Annotated in this window: 14 protein-coding genes and 2 tRNA genes; 11 read left to right on the top strand and 5 right to left on the bottom strand. The window is 43.2% G+C overall.

Annotation, left to right across the window (positions count from 1 at the left end; genetic code table 11):
• Positions 1-404 precede the first annotated feature (404 nt).
• From IM496_RS11555 to IM496_RS11540, 4 genes are all read left to right on the top strand, one after another.
• A complete protein-coding gene (locus IM496_RS11555; RefSeq protein WP_002775899.1) occupies positions 405-704 on the top strand; it encodes a ferredoxin in 300 nt (99 codons plus the stop codon).
• Positions 705-845: 141 nt separating this feature from the next.
• Positions 846-930 (top strand) — tRNA-Tyr (locus tag IM496_RS11550).
• An 8-nt stretch (positions 931-938) separates the two neighbouring features.
• Positions 939-1,010, top strand: a tRNA-Thr gene (locus IM496_RS11545).
• Between the two features lie 365 nt (positions 1,011-1,375).
• The gene (locus IM496_RS11540; protein WP_287661980.1) at positions 1,376-4,384 is read left to right on the top strand and encodes an alpha-mannosidase; all 3,009 of its coding nucleotides are present in this window, start codon (positions 1,376-1,378) and stop codon (positions 4,382-4,384) included.
• Here IM496_RS11540 and psbN read toward each other — a convergent pair.
• Positions 4,381-4,512, bottom strand: coding sequence for a photosystem II reaction center protein PsbN (gene psbN / locus IM496_RS11535; protein ID WP_002736132.1), 132 nt, complete (start codon positions 4,510-4,512; stop codon positions 4,381-4,383). The genes IM496_RS11540 and psbN overlap by 4 nt on opposite strands.
• A gap of 168 nt (positions 4,513-4,680) precedes the next feature.
• Between psbN and IM496_RS11530 the strand changes: the two genes are divergently transcribed.
• From IM496_RS11530 to IM496_RS11515, 4 genes are all read left to right on the top strand, one after another.
• On the top strand, positions 4,681-5,529 hold the full coding sequence (locus IM496_RS11530; protein ID WP_287661979.1) for a carbonic anhydrase: 849 nt from the start codon (positions 4,681-4,683) through the stop codon (positions 5,527-5,529).
• Positions 5,530-5,611: 82 nt separating this feature from the next.
• Positions 5,612-6,628: a glutaminase A gene (gene glsA, locus IM496_RS11525; RefSeq protein ID WP_002736106.1), complete on the top strand. Its 1,017-nt coding sequence runs from the start codon at positions 5,612-5,614 to the stop codon at positions 6,626-6,628.
• An 803-nt stretch (positions 6,629-7,431) separates the two neighbouring features.
• A complete protein-coding gene (locus IM496_RS11520; protein WP_287661978.1) occupies positions 7,432-7,791 on the top strand; it encodes a YtxH domain-containing protein in 360 nt (119 codons plus the stop codon).
• Positions 7,792-8,157, top strand: coding sequence for a hypothetical protein (locus IM496_RS11515; protein ID WP_002735843.1), 366 nt, complete (start codon positions 7,792-7,794; stop codon positions 8,155-8,157). It begins immediately after the preceding gene.
• A gap of 235 nt (positions 8,158-8,392) precedes the next feature.
• Here the strand turns inward: IM496_RS11515 and IM496_RS11510 are convergent, their stop codons facing one another.
• Positions 8,393-11,017 carry a leucine-rich repeat domain-containing protein gene (locus IM496_RS11510; protein WP_287661977.1) on the bottom strand — a complete coding sequence of 875 codons (2,625 nt, stop codon included), beginning with the start codon at positions 11,015-11,017 and terminating at the stop codon, positions 8,393-8,395.
• A 572-nt stretch (positions 11,018-11,589) separates the two neighbouring features.
• Here IM496_RS11510 and IM496_RS11505 point away from each other — a divergent pair.
• Positions 11,590-12,396, top strand: a complete 807-nt coding sequence (locus IM496_RS11505) for a TPM domain-containing protein (protein WP_012266581.1) — start codon at positions 11,590-11,592, stop codon at positions 12,394-12,396.
• Between the two features lie 362 nt (positions 12,397-12,758).
• Positions 12,759-13,463, top strand: coding sequence for an LmeA family phospholipid-binding protein (locus IM496_RS11500; protein ID WP_287661976.1), 705 nt, complete (start codon positions 12,759-12,761; stop codon positions 13,461-13,463).
• Between the two features lie 183 nt (positions 13,464-13,646).
• On the opposite strand, the gene IM496_RS11495 is transcribed toward IM496_RS11500, so the two are convergent.
• The 3 genes from IM496_RS11495 to IM496_RS11485 all read right to left on the bottom strand — a co-directional run bounded on the left by IM496_RS11495 (position 13,647) and on the right by IM496_RS11485 (position 16,616).
• Positions 13,647-14,885, bottom strand: a complete 1,239-nt coding sequence (locus IM496_RS11495; protein ID WP_194017798.1) for a DUF445 domain-containing protein — start codon at positions 14,883-14,885, stop codon at positions 13,647-13,649.
• Positions 14,886-14,920: 35 nt separating this feature from the next.
• On the bottom strand, positions 14,921-15,619 hold the full coding sequence (ubiE, locus tag IM496_RS11490; protein ID WP_287661975.1) for a bifunctional demethylmenaquinone methyltransferase/2-methoxy-6-polyprenyl-1,4-benzoquinol methylase UbiE: 699 nt from the start codon (positions 15,617-15,619) through the stop codon (positions 14,921-14,923).
• A gap of 133 nt (positions 15,620-15,752) precedes the next feature.
• Complete coding sequence (locus tag IM496_RS11485) at positions 15,753-16,616, bottom strand: MBL fold metallo-hydrolase (protein ID WP_287661974.1); 864 nt, start codon at positions 16,614-16,616, stop codon at positions 15,753-15,755.
• Between the two features lie 131 nt (positions 16,617-16,747).
• Here IM496_RS11485 and IM496_RS11480 point away from each other — a divergent pair, with 131 nt between their 5' ends.
• Positions 16,748-18,031 carry a class I SAM-dependent methyltransferase gene (locus IM496_RS11480; RefSeq protein WP_353737638.1) on the top strand — a complete coding sequence of 428 codons (1,284 nt, stop codon included), beginning with the start codon at positions 16,748-16,750 and terminating at the stop codon, positions 18,029-18,031.
• Positions 18,032-18,088 lie beyond the last annotated feature (57 nt).

The following is an 18,088-nucleotide window of genomic DNA, read 5'->3' as shown; positions in this document are numbered from 1 at the left end:
GGCAGTAGTGCCGAAAAGCAATTTCTTGGCTGGGTTAAAGACAATTCATCGACATCTATCTTAACTATAAGTTAAATTAATATTTAACAAAAATCGGCTTAAGGCTAAAAAAACAATTAACATTATAGCTCCAAATGCTTATTAGTGGTTAGTTTAGCTAGATTGTAGATCAATGAAATTATCTAGAGATCAAGCAAGTATCCTCAAAAATTCTGGGTTAGATATATAAGTAAATTTTATTTTAAGTTTATTTAAGACTGTCATTACTAATGCAAGGCTGAGTCGGGGAGATTTTCCCGTAGTATCAAAAATGAAACTCGCTCCAATCGTTCACTCTGAGGACGGGCGAGAGGCAATTGTAGAGACTGCCGCTTTCACTAGCATTTAATTAAGAGGAACAACCGATGCCAACCTATGAAGTCACCCTAAAAACACTCGATGGCGAGAGTAAAACAATTGAGGTTAAAGATGATGAGTACATTCTCGATGCAGCCGAAGAAGCAGGACTAGACTTACCTTATTCCTGCCGCGCAGGAGCTTGCTCCACCTGTGCAGGTAAACTTGTATCTGGTAGCGTTGATCAATCCGATCAATCCTTCCTCGGTGACGATCAAATTGAAGCGGGTTATGTCCTCACCTGCGTCGCCTATCCCACCTCTGACTGTGTGATCCTCACCCACCAAGAAGAAGAAGCTTTGAAGTAATCTTCAAGATTATTCAGAAAACTCCCGTTAAGTGCTATCTATGGTGCTTAACGGGAGTTATTTTATGGCTCAAAAATTTTTTTCCCTAAACCCTTGTGTGTTTTAGCTAAGGGTGCTATGATTGTTAATCGTGGAATTAATGGGTCGGTGCCCGAGTGGTTAATGGGGGCGGACTGTAAATCCGTTGGCTACGCCTACGCTGGTTCGAATCCGGCCCGGCCCACCACGATCAATGCCCGTGTAGCTCAGTGGTAGAGCACACCCTTGGTAAGGGTGAGGTCATGAGTTCAATCCTCATCACGGGCTTTCTCTTTGCTTCTCATTCTCAATCAACCATTGAAGGATGAGATTAAGTAGGGCTTGCTGAATAAATCTAAAAACCTTGTTGGATAATATTTTTAGGCTTTTTTGAAATCAAAAAGTACCGGCCATTGGAGGGATCGGGGGGGAAATTTAGGGACTTTTTCCCTGAAAATTAGGTAATTGACCCCCTGAAAATGGGTAAAACCCTACACCCTACACCCCACACCCCACACCCTACCTCCACCGAAAAACTTTTTGCCGCAAACCCTAAGTAAGTCTTCAGCACTATTGCGTTAACAGAAGTTATCCCCTAGCCCGATTAGGCATCGATCGCCTAAAATGGTCAAAATTAACTTATTTGTTGGCTCATGTCTCCTCTCGACAACATCGCTAAACTGTCTCACCTCACCCGCACAGATGTCCAGAAAAATTGGTGGATCGCTACAGCAGCGGGAAAACCAATTCAACCCGTCACCCTTAATGAAAAACAATACATTATTTGGCCAGCCGGCAGACAAATTCAATATCTAACTCAAAAAATTATTGTCCCCGAACATTTAGCCGGTTATCCTTTGGCGGGAATGGAACTTAGATTAATCTTAACTTGGTGGGCGGAAGATGTCAAAATTTATGTTAATAATCAATTGATCCAAGCAGGAGATCTCTTTGATTCTTCCACGCGCATTTTACTTTCTAACTCGGTCTCTACTGGTCAAGAAATTCTTGTTACTCTCCGTTTAGTCAGTCCCAATCATGATATTGGTGGTTTGATGAAATCGCAGTTAATCTATGAATATAGCCAAGCGATCGATCCCAGTTTTGTTGCCGATGAATTAACCATTCTCCATAATTATCTACAAACTTTTTACCCTGAAAACTTAGCAGCTTTTACCGCTACTCTCGATAATATTGACTGGGATAATGTCACCAACAAAGATAGATTTAATCGCTCCCTAGAATCAATTCGTCAATCCCTACAAACCCTCGCTCAACCTCTCAAAGAACGCAGTTTTCATCTTCTCGGCCACGCACATTTAGATATGGCTTGGTTGTGGCCATTGGCAGAAACTTGGCAAGTGGCAAAAAACACTTTTATCTCGGTTTTAAACCTGCGAAAATATTTTCCTGACCTCATATTTGGTCATTCTAGTCCCCTAATTTACGACTGGATAGAAAAACATCATCCTGACCTGTTTCAAGCAATTCTAGAGGCATATAAAGGGCAATCCTGGGAACTTTTAGGCGGGATGTGGGTAGAACCAGAAGTCAATTTAATTTCTGGGGAATCCCTATTTCGACAGCTGCTTTATGGACAAAAATATTTTCAAGAAAAATTTGGACAAATCACTGAAACTGCTTGGCTGCCGGATACCTTTGGTTTTCCCTACCAATTGCCGCAAATTCTTAAATCCTTTGGCATCAAATACTTTGTAACCGGGAAACTACATTGGAATGATACGACTAAATTTCCCCACGGTTTTTTCTGGTGGCAATCTCCCGATGGCAGTAAAATTCTTTCCCTCATGTCTCCTCCCAATGTTGCCGGAGTTATGGATACTAATCCAATTATTATGACCGATCATGCTCTCAATTGGGAACGGCAAACCGGCTTAAAAGAGATTTTTTGGTTGCCTGGTGTTGGCGATCATGGTGGCGGTCCGACTCGTGATATGTTAGAAGTGGCCCAACGTTGGCAAACATCTCCTTTTTTCCCCCAGTTAAAATTTAGCCAAGCAACAACTTATCTGGACAGTCTCGAGACAAGTAATCTCCCTATCTGGGATGATGAATTATATCTAGAATTCCATCGGGGTTGTTATACTACCCACGCCGACCAAAAAGCCTATAATCGTTACTGTGAAATCCTCTTACATCAAGGGGAATTATGGTCTTCTCTGGCTAATATCTTACTAGATATTCCCTATCCGAAAGTCGAGATAGAATCCGCTTGGAAAAAGGTTTTATTAAATCAGTTTCATGATATACTGCCGGGTACTTCGATCCCCGAAGTATTTAGGGATGCCAATCAGTTATGGCGGCAAGTTATCAGCACAGGTGAAGCAATTTTAGATCAAGCTTTACAGGCAATTGCTAATCAAATTAATTTACCTAATCTCCCCCATCCCCAAGCAAAACCTTTTCTAGTTTTTAATTCTCTTAACTGGGAAAGAACCCAGGTTATCTCTTTAGCTATAGAATCTGTAAATTGTTCAGTTTATGACTGGGATAATTGTCTCTGTCCTTCGCAATTATCCCACGACAATCAGCTATTATTTCTCGCTGAAAATATTCCTTCTGTGGGTTATAAGTTATTTTGGTTAGTTGCCAATCAGCAAGCAGCTGAGCAAAATTTAACTAACTGCCAATTTATTTTAGATAATGGACTGCTTAAAGTTACTATTAACTCGGAAACGGGAGATATAGATAGTATATTTGATATAATTAATCAAAGAGAAATCCTACAAGCTGCTGGTAATCAATTACAGGCATTTAAAGATCAAGGACAATATTGGGACGCTTGGAATATCGATCCGAATTATCAACAATATACCTTACCTAAAACAGTATTAAAATCGATCAAATGCTTAGAATGTGGTCCCTTGCGCTGGCAGATTCGCGTGATCAGAAGTTTAGGTGATTCGCAATTTTGTCAAGATTATATCTTAGAAAAAGATGCTCCTATTCTCCAGATTAAAACTATTGTTAATTGGCAACAGGAACATACTTTAGTAAAAACCGCTTTTCCTCTCACCCTCAACAGCGATTTTACCACCTATGAAATTGCCTGTGGTGCGATCGAGCGTTCCCACGAACCAGAATCGCCAAAATGGGAAGTTTACGCCCATAAATGGGCGGATTTAACCGATACAGAGGCAAACTATGGGGTAAGTCTTTTAAATAATAATAAATATGGCTATGATGCTACTAACCAGCAACTGCGATTAACTCTCTTGAGAAGTCCCCGATGGCCCGATCCCGAGGCAGATCTGGGTAAACAAGAATTTACCTATGCAATATATCCCCATCAAGGTAACTGGAAAACGGCGAAAACTGTCCATCACGCTTGGCAGTTAAACTCACCTGTCAACGTTATTTTTATTAATAATTCTTCTCGATCAACCCAGTTGCCACCCGTGGCACAATGGTTAAAATTCTCGGCCGATAACTTAATTTTAATGAGTTTCAAACAAAGTGAAACAGCCTCTCGGGGTTGGGTAATGCGCGTTTATGAATGTCAGGGAGAAAACGCTGTTATTGATTGGCAAAATCAATTACAATTAACAATAAAAGAATCGATCGATGGTTTAGAAAGAGCGATCGATCCTATGGAGCAAATTTCTCCTTGGCAGATAGCCACATGGTTATTAAAGAATTAATCTTCGTGATCTTCAAAAGGATCGCTTAATTCTGCTGCCGGCGGTCCAAAAGCGGTATAAAGAGCTAAAGCGGTAATCCCTACCAAAGCGGCAGCGATCGAAACACCCAAAATTGTTGCAGTTTCCATAGAATAAAATTTGCTTAGATACAGTCTGTATCTTATCTTAACAAAATATAACCGATCTCGCAGCCGATAGCGATCGCTAATCTGGCCGGTTGCATTGCTGTTATCTCATGCCCGATAATGCTGAAAGGATCGACTCAATAGCGATCAAACTAAACCAGAAAAATTATTATGAAGAAACTCCTACAGGGACTAGAAAAGTTCCAGAGTGGTTATTTTGATGAACATCGGCAATTATTTGAGCAACTCTCCCACGGACAAAAACCGAGAATCCTGTTTATCACCTGTTCCGATTCCAGGATCGATCCTAACCTAATTACCCAAGCGGAGGTGGGGGAATTATTCGTAATTCGTAATGCGGGAAATATAATTCCTCCCTACGGAGCAACCAATGGTGGTGAGGGTGCATCTATAGAATATGCTATCAACGCTCTCGGCATCGAGCAAGTGATTATCTGCGGTCACTCCCATTGTGGAGCGATGAAAGGTTTGTTAAAATTGCAGAGTCTAGCCGATGAAATGCCTTTAGTTTACGATTGGTTAAAGCAAGCAGAAGCTACTCGACGTTTAGTTAAGGATAATTACAAAGAATTAGAAGGAGAAGAACTGATCGAGGTGACAGTAGCAGAAAATGTTCTCAATCAGTTAAGTAATTTGCAAAGCTATCCAATTATTCGTTCCCGATTACATCAGGGTAAATTATCTCTACACGGTTGGATTTTTCGGATTGAAACTGGCGAAATTTTAGCCTACGATCCCATCCTACACGATTTTGTCGCTCCCCATAGTAAAATTACCCACCCCGAAGCAGCAGACAATTTACCCTCTAGTCGTCATCTTCCCAATAGTCATCCCTTCAAGATTTCTGAGGATTATATCAGGACTCACGCGGAGGTAAAAAAAGCGACTCCTGCGGTTAATACTGTGGCCAAAAAGAATGGCTCCTCAACCCAAAAACCGGGCTATAATTATTTAGAACCCTCCCAAGCTGATCGCATTTATCGCGGTTCGAGAAGTTAATTAGGGATTACAGAAATTCTCTAGAGATGTGCTTATTAACGTCTCTAGAGTGGCAATTAAACGATAACTGCTATACTCCTCTATGGCTTCCCCAAAAGATTTTATTAGTCCCGTCAATTCCGAGCAAGAGTTAGTCTATCCTTTTCGGAACTATCTTAACTATCTGCACGCAAAATACTCTGATTTACAGACGGGTCATATCGCCGATTATATTCCGGAATTAGCCCTAGCAGCTCCAGAATGGTTTGGTATTTCCGTAATTAGCACTGATGGTCAGATTTTTGAGGTGGGAGACTGTCAGCAAACCTTTACAGTACAATCAATTTCTAAAGCTTTTGTCTTTGGATTAGCTCTAGAAGATCACGGAAGAGAATACGTTAATAGTAAAGTCGGTGTTGAACCCACCGGAGAAGCTTTTAACTCGATTATTCTCGATGAAAAAACCAATCGTCCCTATAATCCTATGGTTAATGCTGGTGCGATCGCTACCACGGATTTAATCACCGGACAGAATGCCACCGAAAGGCTAAAACGTATTTTAGAAATGTTTAAACGCTATACCGGCAGGGATCACGAGATTAATGTCCCCGTTTTTCTCTCGGAAAAATCCACCGGCAATCGCAATCGGGCCATGGCTTATCTGATGCTAAATTTTGGCATGGTCAGCGATAAAATTGAAGAAACCCTCGATCTTTACTGTCAACAATGCGCCATTCTCGTCCATGCTCACGATTTAGCTCTGATGGCTGCCACCTTAGCTAATGGAGGTGTCAACCCAATCACGGGAATACGGGCGATCGATGAACACTACGTTCAAGATGTGATCAGTGTTATGCTTACCTGTGGAATGTACGACGCTTCAGGAGAATGGGCCTATCGGGTAGGATTACCAGCAAAAAGCGGTGTCGGTGGCGGAATTACGGCAGTAGTTCCCCATCAGTTGGGAATTGGGACTTTTTCGCCCCTTTTAGATGAAAAAGGCAACAGCATCAGAGGAGTGAAAATTTGTCAAGATATTTCAGAGGATTTTGGTTTACATTTATTCAATGTGGCTAAACCAGAACGAGATTTAAAAACGTGGCTTGAAGGCAATAGTTGATAACACCCCCTACTTCCCACTCCCCACTCTTCCATGGCTTTTAAACAGGATTTAGTCTGATAAGTAGGGAGGCACAATTATTTGTAGGATGGGTTAGCGGTAGCGTAACCCATGCGGGCGTTGGGTTTCATGCTTCAACCCAACATACGTTCTCCTTACCCCACAGTTAACTTTACTTTTGTCCTGAAAATCGATAAAACCCCACACCCCACACCCCACACCCCACACCCTGCCCCCAGGAAAAACTTTTTGCCGCAAACCCTACTTAACTGTCCCCGGCAAGAACGCCTAACGGCCCTGGGAAATTAATTTGGCCAGAGGTCTGTGGAAAAAAATGTCATAAACCTCTTGACAAAAGCAGTGGGTTGTGTGTAATATAAATATTGTGTGAGGAGTATAAGTTCAGCATAAGAGGAACCTTTGGGGTCGAAACACGGCAAGACTCCCAGAGGTTCTTCTTTTTCACTCCCTTATTGGCTCAAAGTCAGCAATAAAATCAGGTTTTTCCCGATCGCTAGTTTTTTCTCAATTTATCCCTTCTAGGTCTGTTTGGCTCTTCTAGGTTCTGTGTGATAAGTTTAACTTACTCTATGATCGATCAATCTTTGTGTCCTTTGTGTCTTTGTGGTTCCTTCCACTCGCTCGCCAGCAGGACTGTATCTTAGAATACATTTTGCCCACCAAACCTAAGAGAGCCTCTGTTTTTGTTTACCAAGAGCAACAGTCCAAAATTTTGCCGAAGAAACTGCACAAGAGAAGTGTAATTGCTCGTAAAATTGGGAATTAAGTACAAGGGCAATCCTATGGCAGATAAAAATAACGGTAACGGCGGCTTATTCCTCGTCGGGGTTTTAGTGGGCAGTGCGATCGGAGTAGCGGCGGGTTTATTAGTAGCGCCGAGATCTGGAAAAGAAACCCGTCGAATTCTGCGAAAATCCGCCCAGGCTTTGCCTGAATTAGCCGAAGATCTGACCACGACGATGCAATTGCAGGCTGATCGCCTATCGGAATCGGCCCGACGTAATTGGGATGATACTTTAATGAGATTAAAAGAGGCGGTGACAGCCGGAATCGAAGCTAGTCAAAGTCTAGCCACGGACAATCCTTTCCCCGACTCGCAAGAATCCCCCCAAGGCGATAATCAACACTCGAATCACTACTAAATGACCGAACCTATTTTCTGGCTAGGATGTTCTTTACTGCTAGTCGCCGTTAGTTTAACGGCGGTTTTCATCGCCGCTTTACCTGCCCTGCAAGAGTTAGCCCGGGCAGCCCGCAGTGCCGAAAAATTATTCGATACCCTCCATCGGGAATTTCCCCCGACTCTAGAAGCAATTCGCCTAACAGGGGCGGAAATCAGCGAATTAACCGACAATATCGATGAAGGGGTCAAAAGTACCCGCCAAGTTGTCCAAGGAGTCGATCGCAGTCTCGGTAGTGCTAAAGCTGGTCTTAGCAAGCTCGATCGTGGCAGCCGTCGCCTCTTGATCGGTTTTAAAGTCGCTTGGAATACTTGGAAACGCAGTTAAGGAGATGGGGCAGTGGGGTGTAGGGTGTGGGGTGTGGGGTGTGGGGAAGTGGGGAAGTGGGGAAATGGGGAAGTGGGGAGATAGGAGAATTTCGACTAATACCCCAAAACCCTCAAACCCCAACTCCCTAAAACCCCAACTCTCAACTCCTAACCCCACCAACAAACTTTTTCAGCAAACCCTAAATATTTGTAAACTTTTTCGTCTAAGTTACCTTTTTGTGGTAAGCAAATCTTTACTGCTCCGATTCGGGGGTTTCTTGGGGGGTGTCATCGTTGTTGGTTTTTGGTTCTTGTCCTTTAAAAGTAGGGATAAATCGCGACAAAACTTCAAAAAGCTGATTAAAGGTCGTTTGATTGATTTTACCCGTCAAGAGCAATAACACAAAGACAATAAAAGCAAAGATAACAATAATTGTCAAAACGCTGGTAATATGCTTTGAATCTGGCACAAAATGGGCAATCACCGCAACTATACAAGCAACCACAGCGAAAACCAGCAACAAAGGGAGACTAGGTTTCAGGAGATTGGGAGTTTCTGGCGTTTTGGGACTCATAGGGCGATTTTCTCGGCTTTTGCGGCCACGTTCCTCCCTTATATCGAGATCTCTTGCTCTTTCTGTCTTAGATTCCACCCCTTCTAAGATATCGCGGATATTATATTTGCCGCGCAAACCGGGGAGAATTGCCTCCACGACACCTTGGCGATCGAGTTCTATCAGATGGAGATAATCGACGGGAACTTCTACCCCGGTGGGTTTTTCCCCTTGCAATTCTCGAATCACTAACCTTTCCTGTACGGCTAAATTAGGGATAGTATCGTGAATTTTGTCAAAATCTGTCTTAATAATAGCTAAAAGCGCACTAGCACGGGAACCCTGGGCTTTTATGCTGATATAGTTATCTTCCTCGTCGGCACGCACCAAAGCTTTATTAAGATCCATTGTCAGAACCACACCACTACGCCAACGCATGGTTTTATAGATCATCTGGTGATTACGGACGATAAAGCGGGAAATAATGCTACCGGGCAGGATATCATAACGGTACTGGAAGTGTAAAGGTGCGTTTTCGTAGATATCCACATCCGGTTCATCGATGGGTAGAAGATCGGTGATTAGATAGCGATCGGGACTGTAACCATCAAGGGGAAAACAGAGTTCAAATTTTCCCATCAAATCCATCAAAAATCGGCGTTTATTTTCGGGATAACGTTGGGTTTTTTTGAGAATATCTTGCAGATCTGGCAGTGAAAGAATGCCCTTTTTTTGCACCATCAAATCGTGATTATTGAGAATATCATAAACACCGCTAGTTACCCATTCCGGGTTCAGGACATTGGTTTCATTCAGTCGCGGATCATCTTGGTAGTTGAGGACAATACCGAGATCGTGGAGAAACTGCACTAAACTTTTTTGATCGCTGGCCTCTTTAATCTCGGCTGTCTGACACATTTCCTGATACTTTTCGTAGGAAATAAAGTCATAACTCTTTTGCATCGCTTCTAGTTGAGTTTTGATCTCAAACCAACTATTAGGCAATAAATCTTTGATATGGGGAATAGCATCGATTTGGGAGGCGATTTCTTGCACAAGTTGCTCGATTCCCGCACCGGTTTTACAGGAAGTGGCGATTAGCTTGGTGATTTGGGGATATTTTTTCCGGAGGGTGCGGATCTTAACTTGGGGGGGATTTTCATCGGCACAATTACCCACGATAATCACGGGAGAATTGCCTCCGTAGGTTTCAATGAGTTTTAACCAGTATTCCAGACGGTTTTGCTGTTCGTTTTTGCGGTTGTCGAGGACAAGCAGATAAAGACTGCGTTTAGTCAGAAAAAACTGATGGGTGGTTTGCATCACTTTCTGACCGCCAAAATCCCAGAGATTGAGGCGAATATCGGGTTTTTGGGGCAGTGGCCACTTTTCAATATTAATGCCGGGGGTCTTGGGTTCTCCGGAATTAAAGGTATTGTGCAGTAACCGCTTTAACAGGGAAGTTTTCCCCACATCCCCCTCCCCCACCAATAAAACTTTAAGTTCATTAAGAGGGCGTTTAGCTTTATCCTTGAGATAACTAAAAATCGCCTGCGGGTTGCCATCATCCCATATTGTTTCACCCCATCCCTGACGAATAATTTCCGGGGGAACGTTGGTAATCGGGTTATTTTCGAGGACTAATCGCTTCAGGTTGACTAGGTGAGTGAGCGCTTCTGGAATCTCGCTGATTTGGTTATTGTCGAGATAGAGGCGTTGCAGAGAGGTGAGTTGAGCGAGCGCTTCTGGTATCTCCCTGATTTGGTTATTGCTGAGGTGGAGGCTTTGCAGGGAGGTGAGGTGAGCGAGCGCTTCTGGTATCTCGCTGATTTGGTTAATGCTGAGGTGGAGGTATTGCAGGGAGGTGAGTTGAGCGAGTGCTTCTGGAATCTCGCTGATTTGGTTATTGCTGAGGTTGAGGTATTGCAGGGAGGTGAGGTGAACGAGCGCTTCTGGAATCTCCCTGATTTGGTTATTGTAGAGGTAGAGGTCTTGCAGGGAGGTGAGGTGAACGAGCGCTTCTGGAATCTCCCTGATTTGGTTATTGCTGAGGTCGAGGAGTTGCAGGGAGGTGAGGTGAGCGAGCGCTTCTGGTATCTCGCTGATTTGGTTAATGCTGAGGTGGAGGTATTGCAGGGAGGTGAGTTGAGCGAGCGCTTCTGGAATCTCGCTGATTTGGTTAAAGCTGAGGTGGAGTTCTTGCAGGGAGGTGAGTTGAGGGATTTCGGGGGGAATTTCTGTTAAGTTTTTTTTGGACAGATCCAACTTCCTCGCTCTTTCGTCCTTTGCCCGTTGAATTAACTCTAATACTTCCTGTGCTGTCATTGACAATCCCCCCGCTACTATATTTACTCCATTTTGGCAAAAGATCCAGTTAATGCCACTGGTTGAGACCTCATCAGCTTGAGTTGAGTTTCTGGAGAGTGAACTGAAAACTCGCATCTGATGACCGATAAGGGACTTGCGTGGGAATAATATCCTAGCCAGAAAATCGCTCTGTAGAAGAATCAGGCCGGCCAGATGGCATATTATCAAAGCGCAAGTCCCTTAGCTGCGGGGACTCTCAAAGGCTCTCCCCCTACTTAGGGTGATCAGCAAACCTGGGCGATCGGAGCGCAGGTTCCTTGCGCCCCTACAGTAACGGATTTTGTCCACAATGTAGGGGCGAACTGCGTTCGCCCAAAAGGTACATTAATGTAGGGGCGAACTGCGTTCGCCCAAAAGGTACATTAATGTAGGGGCGAACTGCGTTCGCCCAAAAGGTACATTATCAAAGCGCAAGTCCCTAACTGGGTGACTAAAGTTGAGAATTCCCTTAAGATAAAGTAAATAAGTGTAAAGAAACTGAAAGTTAGCCTACACCCTTGCTGAAAAAATTCTCATTGTCTAGAAGTGCTATGCTCAATCGTTTTTGCCGAGGAATCTCGATCGCTCTTGTAATTGGTGTCATTAGCTGTCTGGGTTGGATTATCTGCCCAAATCAAGCTCTAGCGGTGAATAATCCCGAATTACTGCCCAATCAAGCCACTCCGATCGTTGATTTAGCCAATTATCTACCCGCAAAACAGGAAGAGGCATTAATCCGAGATATCGAGACATTTCAAGGGGAAACCGGCTGGAAAATGCGAGTTTTAACCCAATATGACCGCAGCCCCGGCCGGGCAGTGATTAATTTCTGGGGATTGGATGATAAAAGTATTCTCCTAGTGGCCGATGGTCGCGGCGGTAATTTACTATCTTTTAGTATTGGTGATGCCGTCTATGAATTTTTACCCCGCACTTTTTGGATCGAGTTACAGGCCCGTTTCGGTAATATGTATTTTGTCCGGGAAAATGGCGAAAATAATGCGATCGTACAATCCTTGGACACGGTAAAAGGCTGTTTAGTTAAGGGTGGTTGTGCGGTGGTCCCCGGTTTACCGAGGGAACAGTGGATTTTAACTTTAATTACCTCAATTGTCGGCGGTTTAGTCTTCGGTTTTGCCGGTATTCCTCGCAAAGAAGGACAGGTTTTCGCTTGGCAATGGGTTTTAATTGTCTCTCCCCTCTGGTTTATCCTCTTTGTTGCTTTTGGCATCGGACCGGTGGTTACTCGCACCAGTGAATTACTGCCCCTTTTCCGCAATTTAATCGGTTTTGCCCTCGGGGTTTTAGTCGCCTATCTTTCCCCTCGTTTTAATTCCCTCAACGCCTCAAAAACCTAAGAATTAGGGGCTTGTCAGTGATCAGTAATCAGTAAACAGAAAGTAGCGAAGTTTTTAGCTATAAATGATACCAAATCCAGTTATTAAGTTGTTGGTTATAATTAAATTAAAAATGAATTTTAGGTTCGATCCCCCCTTAATCCCCCCTTCCCCCCTTGATAAGGGGGGCATCTGATAATTTTTAACGCCTACCTAGTTAAAAACTGATTATTTATTCCCTTTTGCCTTTTGCCTTTTGCCTCTCCTCATAACTAGCCTGTACTCAACGGATTTAGTATGATAGCTGACGGCAGCCCCTCATGGTTCGATCGATCTAGCTCTGTTACAATTAGAAACATTGTGGAGTGAGTGAGATAACGTTTATGTGGGTCAATACTCAAAGTGAGATTATTAGTAAGGTTTTGCCGCCGGCAGTACGTCTGTTCTTAAGAACACAAGTAGAACAGATAGAAGATTTAGAAATGCAGCTGCACGGTCATGATCGGCAAATTTTGCGCGGTTATATCCCCGGGGTATTTTTAGCCGTAGGAAAAGCGATTTATCAAGGTTTACATCTAGGTAAAGCGCAATTAAGAGGGGAAAATATTCGTCTTAATATCGGGCAGGTTTTGCGAGGGAAACCCCTAAAAATTTTGGAACCTATTCGGGTTAGCGGTGAAGTGGAAATTAACGAGCAGGATTTAAATAATTCGATCGCCTCGACTATTTTAGTTAATGCTTTTGCCGATTTACTAATTTTTTCCCTAGAAAATAACGGAGTTGTTAACGCCAGAGAAATTATCTCACAACAGCAGTTTAACTGGAAAAATGTTCTTCTAAATCAGGGCTATTTCTCTCTTCTCGGCCATAGAGAAACAGGTGCAGAAGTAATTTTTAGCGCTGATATTACCCTAGAAGATGCCCGCACTTTAGGGATTAGTCCCCGACAATGGCAAGGTTTAGCCCCAGATTTATCTATTGATTTGCAACCTTTTACCGTCGATTTAGGCAAAGATGTGGAGATTAAATCTTTTATTCTCGACGCTCAAACTCTTTTCTGTCAGGGAAGTTTTTTGATTTTACCTTAACAATAAACGGGATGATTCCGGTGGGTTAACTTAGTTTAACCCACCTAATTAGGGCTTGCTGAATAAATCTAAAAACCTTGTTAGATTAAGGCTTTTTCAGGGGGAAAATTCACACCCCACACCCTACACCCCACACCCCACACCCTGCCCCCACCAACAAACTTTTTCAGCAGACCCTAATTATTACCCCGGATTCTGTGCAATTAAAATAACTGTTTGCATTAGTCCGACTAGAAGACCGAGAATCCCACCAAGATTAACAATTCCCTGTAATTCCTGTTTAACAATGCCTTGAATAGCATTTTCCAGATCAGCAGGGGAAGTGGCATTTACCCGATCGCGGATCACTTGATCGATGTTGAGAATCGGGATAATTTGGGCGACTAATTTCTCTAAATCTTCCTCTAGATAACGCTCTAAAATTAACGCTAACTCTTGACTAATTACCCCTAATGATGTAGTCATTGACCCCGAAGATTGCAGACGATTAATAATTAAATTAGCGATTTGATCCCAGTCGATCGTTTGTCCAAAATCTTGCAGAAATTGTTCGCCACTTTCTTGAATATAAATTCGCACCGTATCCCTAGTGGTTTTACGCAATTGTCTGACGGTGGAGATAGGTAAATTTTGCAAAGAGATACCTTGTAACCAGTTTTTCAGACGATTACGCATCTCTAAAGATAGTAATAATTCTTTGATTCTGGTATTAGCTAAATCCTTTTCATCAAGGCAAAAAGTGCGTAAGCGGGCCAGGGCATTGCGTAAACCGAATAAATTGGCTACTACCCAATAGGTTCCACTGGTTTTTTCCCGAAATCCTTCATCGATAACTTGAATATTGCGATCGGTTAAAAAATCGATTAAAGCTAGACGGATAACATCAGCAGGTAGGACGGTTTCTAATAGCCAATCGGAGAATTGTCGCGCCTGTTGTTCACTGAGAGAAAATTCTAAGACTAGGCGATCAAAAATTTGATTGATCTGTTTTTCTAAAAAGTCCTGCCGTCGGGCTAAAACTTTTAGTAATCTCGCTAAAGATTCCCCGAATAAATCGTGAAGAATCGCCGCCAAAATCTCGGCGGTTTTTGCTTGCCGATCGCCTTTTATTTGTTTTAAAGCTAATTGTAACAGCCAGAGTATCGCCCCCTGTACCCTTTCGGTGTCGAGGAGTCGTTTAGCCAGTTTTTGTAGTTCTTCGGGGGTTAACAGGGAACCCATGATCGTATCCGATACCCGGACAGCTAATCGATCTTGATTGCGAGGAATTAGCCCCGGGGTGAAGGGAAGAGGACGCTTACCGATATAAATCGCTTTGTAGGGACGAAATAGCATTTTTATGGCTACATCGTTCGTAAAATAGCCAATAATTGCCCCCGCGATCGGCGGTAAGATCCATGTCCAAAGAGTAGGGAGATTCAATTTAGCAGCAAAAAATAAACGGAAATGTGAGTAAGTTATTTCTTCAAGACTAACACTCCCATCAGTCCTGCTAGGAGTGGATAGTGAACGGCACCGGAAAATCCCGACCGATAGCCTAATTTTACCTGTTCTGGGCCCAGGGGAAAGCGATCGATACTGGGACTAATATAAGCGTACTGGTCAGTTAAGCCGTAGCGCTCGGCGGCGGGAACGACGATATGATCGAGATACCAGTTTTGGAATAATTTGGCGATGGTTTGGGTAGGTTGATGGAAGTCAAGAATCGCCGCTTTAGCACCCGGTTTCAGGACTCGGTATAATTCCCCCAGACATTGGGCAATATCCACCACATTGCGTAATCCATAGCCAATAGTGGCACAATCAAAGCTAGAATCGGCAAAGGGTAAATTAAGGGCATCCCCTTCCATCCAGTTAATATTAGTGGCGCTAAAACGTTGACGGGCGATTTTTAATTGTTGTGGGGAAAAATCTAGTCCGATCACTTGGCCGGTTTTACCCACTTGTTTTGATAATAGGTTAGTCAGGTCGCCGCTACCACAACAGATATCGAGGGCAAAATCCCCTTTTTTGGGTTGACACCATTTGACTGTCATTAATTTCCAGACGCGGTGTAATCCTAAACTTAATTCTTGATTAAGGCGGTCATATTCGGGAGCGATCTGATCAAAAATTGCTTGTATTTCTGTGGAGTTAGGTGAGGATTGATTGGACATTTTTATAATATAGCACCGGAGAAAATCCCAGATGAAGTTATATCATTCTATCCTATCTCCGCCCACGGAGATAAGCTGTTGACCATCTACAGCAGTTATAGTCATAGTGGGGAACAGTGACTTAGGTTACGCTTCATCTATCTGAATCATCTCCCGGTCGCAGTTCGATCAACAGGCCTTCCCGGGCGAGAATAGTTTGAGGGAAAATCTTTCTTACCTGTTCCCCAATGCGATCGAGAAAATCGTCATTATGGGCGGGATCGTGATGAAATAGAACTAACTGCTTAACTTGCGCTGCTTGAGCAATTTTAACTGCCTGCTGCCAAGTGGAATGACCCCAACCCACCTTAGAATACTTAGGATCGTTGTATTCCTCATCGGTGTAGGTAGCATCAATAATCATCACATCCGCTTGCCGGACTAAAGCCAAAACGTTATCATCAAAGCGATCAGGAAAATGTTCGGTATCGGTAATATAAGCTGCCGATAAACCCCGCCAATTTACCCGATAACCCACCGCTTCCCCTGGATGGTTTAAAGGACGGTTTTCGACCCTGACATCGCCATAGTGGAGAGTTTCGCCCATTTCTAGATCATAAAATTCTAAATCGGCCTGCATAATCTGCAAAGGCACGGGAAAATTAGGATGTAACATCTGATCGTGTAATCTTTGCTTGATGGTTGCTCCGTTGGGGGAGGGAACCCCGTAGATTTTAAAAGTATTGCCCCTGATAAAAGCAGGGGTAAAAAAAGGAAAACCTTGAATATGATCCCAATGGGAGTGGGTGAAAAATAAATGGGCTTTCGCTGGACTTTCTGCCATCAAAGACTGTCCTAGGATGCGTAACCCTGTACCACCGTCAAAAATTAATCTTTCTCTACCGACTTGCATCTCCACACAGGAAGTATTACCACCATAACGAACGGTTTCCGAACCTGGACAGGGAATACTCCCCCGTACTCCCCAAAATTTGATCTGGAAGCAGTTGTAGGGCATATCAGAAGTTGGTCTACTTGTGCTGATGGGCTAATAGATCAGATTAGCACTCTTCCACAATTAAGGCAGTGACTTCATCCCGAAGATAACGATCTATGATTAAGGGTGAGGATCGTCACTTTTGCAAGAGCATGGATTTACAGAAATTCTTAGAAAAACTGCCCCAACAGTATCAGGATTGGGGATCGCCTTTGATGTCGCCTATTTCCGAGCAATTAACCCTTTTAAGCGAAAAAACCGCCTCCTATCCTGATCGCAATCTCTTTCCCCTGCTCAATCTAGCCGTTGCCTGTCTGCAACCGGACGAGGTTTACTGTCAAATTGGCTGTTTTCGTCGCGGTAGTTTAGTCGCCGCTTTCTGGGATAATAGCGATCGCTGCGGTTATGGCGTAGAAGCTTTTTTTAAATACGATCCATCGGGAGAAAAGCTAACTATATTATCTGAGGATTTGGAGGATTTTCAACTATCAGAACAGATATTTTTAAGCGATCAAGAAACGGAAAACTTTTTTGATGATCTGGAAGAATTAAACAGTGAAGAAAAGCTGGGAGTTTATTACTACGATGCCGCCGAAGACTATCGATCCCTCTTCATCTCGTTACTTTTCGCCAAAAATTTCTGGTCTGATTCCGCTTTAATTATCATCAATAAATGTCAGCATCCTGCTCTCCAACAGGCAATAAAAGATTTTACTAAAACCCATCCCCAAGCCCAGATAATTTTAGATGATCAAGTAGCTAATCACGGTTTGCTTGGTTTGAAAAATATTTGTTTATTAGCTTGGAATGCTCCCCCAGGGATAACAGCGCTAAAATCCCCGAAAAAACTGGTTTTAAATGTGGGTTGTGGTCCCTATAATCCCGAAGCCTTACCCCAACTATTCCGCGATGGCAATTGGCAAGAAATTCGCCTCGATATCAATACTGCTGTTAACCCAGATATTTTAGGAACAATTACCGATTTAAGTGCCGTTCCCGATAACTCCGTCGATGCGGTTTTTTCTAGTCATAATCTAGAACATATTTATCATTACGAAGTTCCCATCGCCCTAGGGGAATTTAAACGCATTCTTAAACCCGAAGGCTTTTTGATGATCGTAGTTCCCGATATGCAAACCGCCGCCGAATTTGTCGCTAGAGGCGATATGGAAAATGAACCTTTATATATTTCTCCCGGAGGTCCCGTGCGGGCTTTATGGATGTTTTACGGCATGGGAACAGAAGTCCCCGGAATGCCCTATATGGCTCATAAAACTGGTTTTACCTCTCAAAATCTTAACCATAAATTACAAGAGGCAAATTTTGCCAGAGTCGAGGTAATTCGCACAGAATTTGAGTTAGTTGCTTTTGGGTATAAATCAGAGATTGGGGATAGGAAAATGGGGAAATGGGGGGATAGGGAAATGGGGGGATAGGGAAATAGGGGGATGGGGAAATGGGGAAATGGGGAAATTTTAACTAATCCCTCAAAA

It is taken from the genome of Microcystis sp. M049S2 (assembly GCF_020245625.1).
GTDB lineage: Bacteria > Cyanobacteriota > Cyanobacteriia > Cyanobacteriales > Microcystaceae > Microcystis > Microcystis ichthyoblabe_A.
This window is presented reverse-complemented; position numbering and strand designations above follow the sequence as displayed.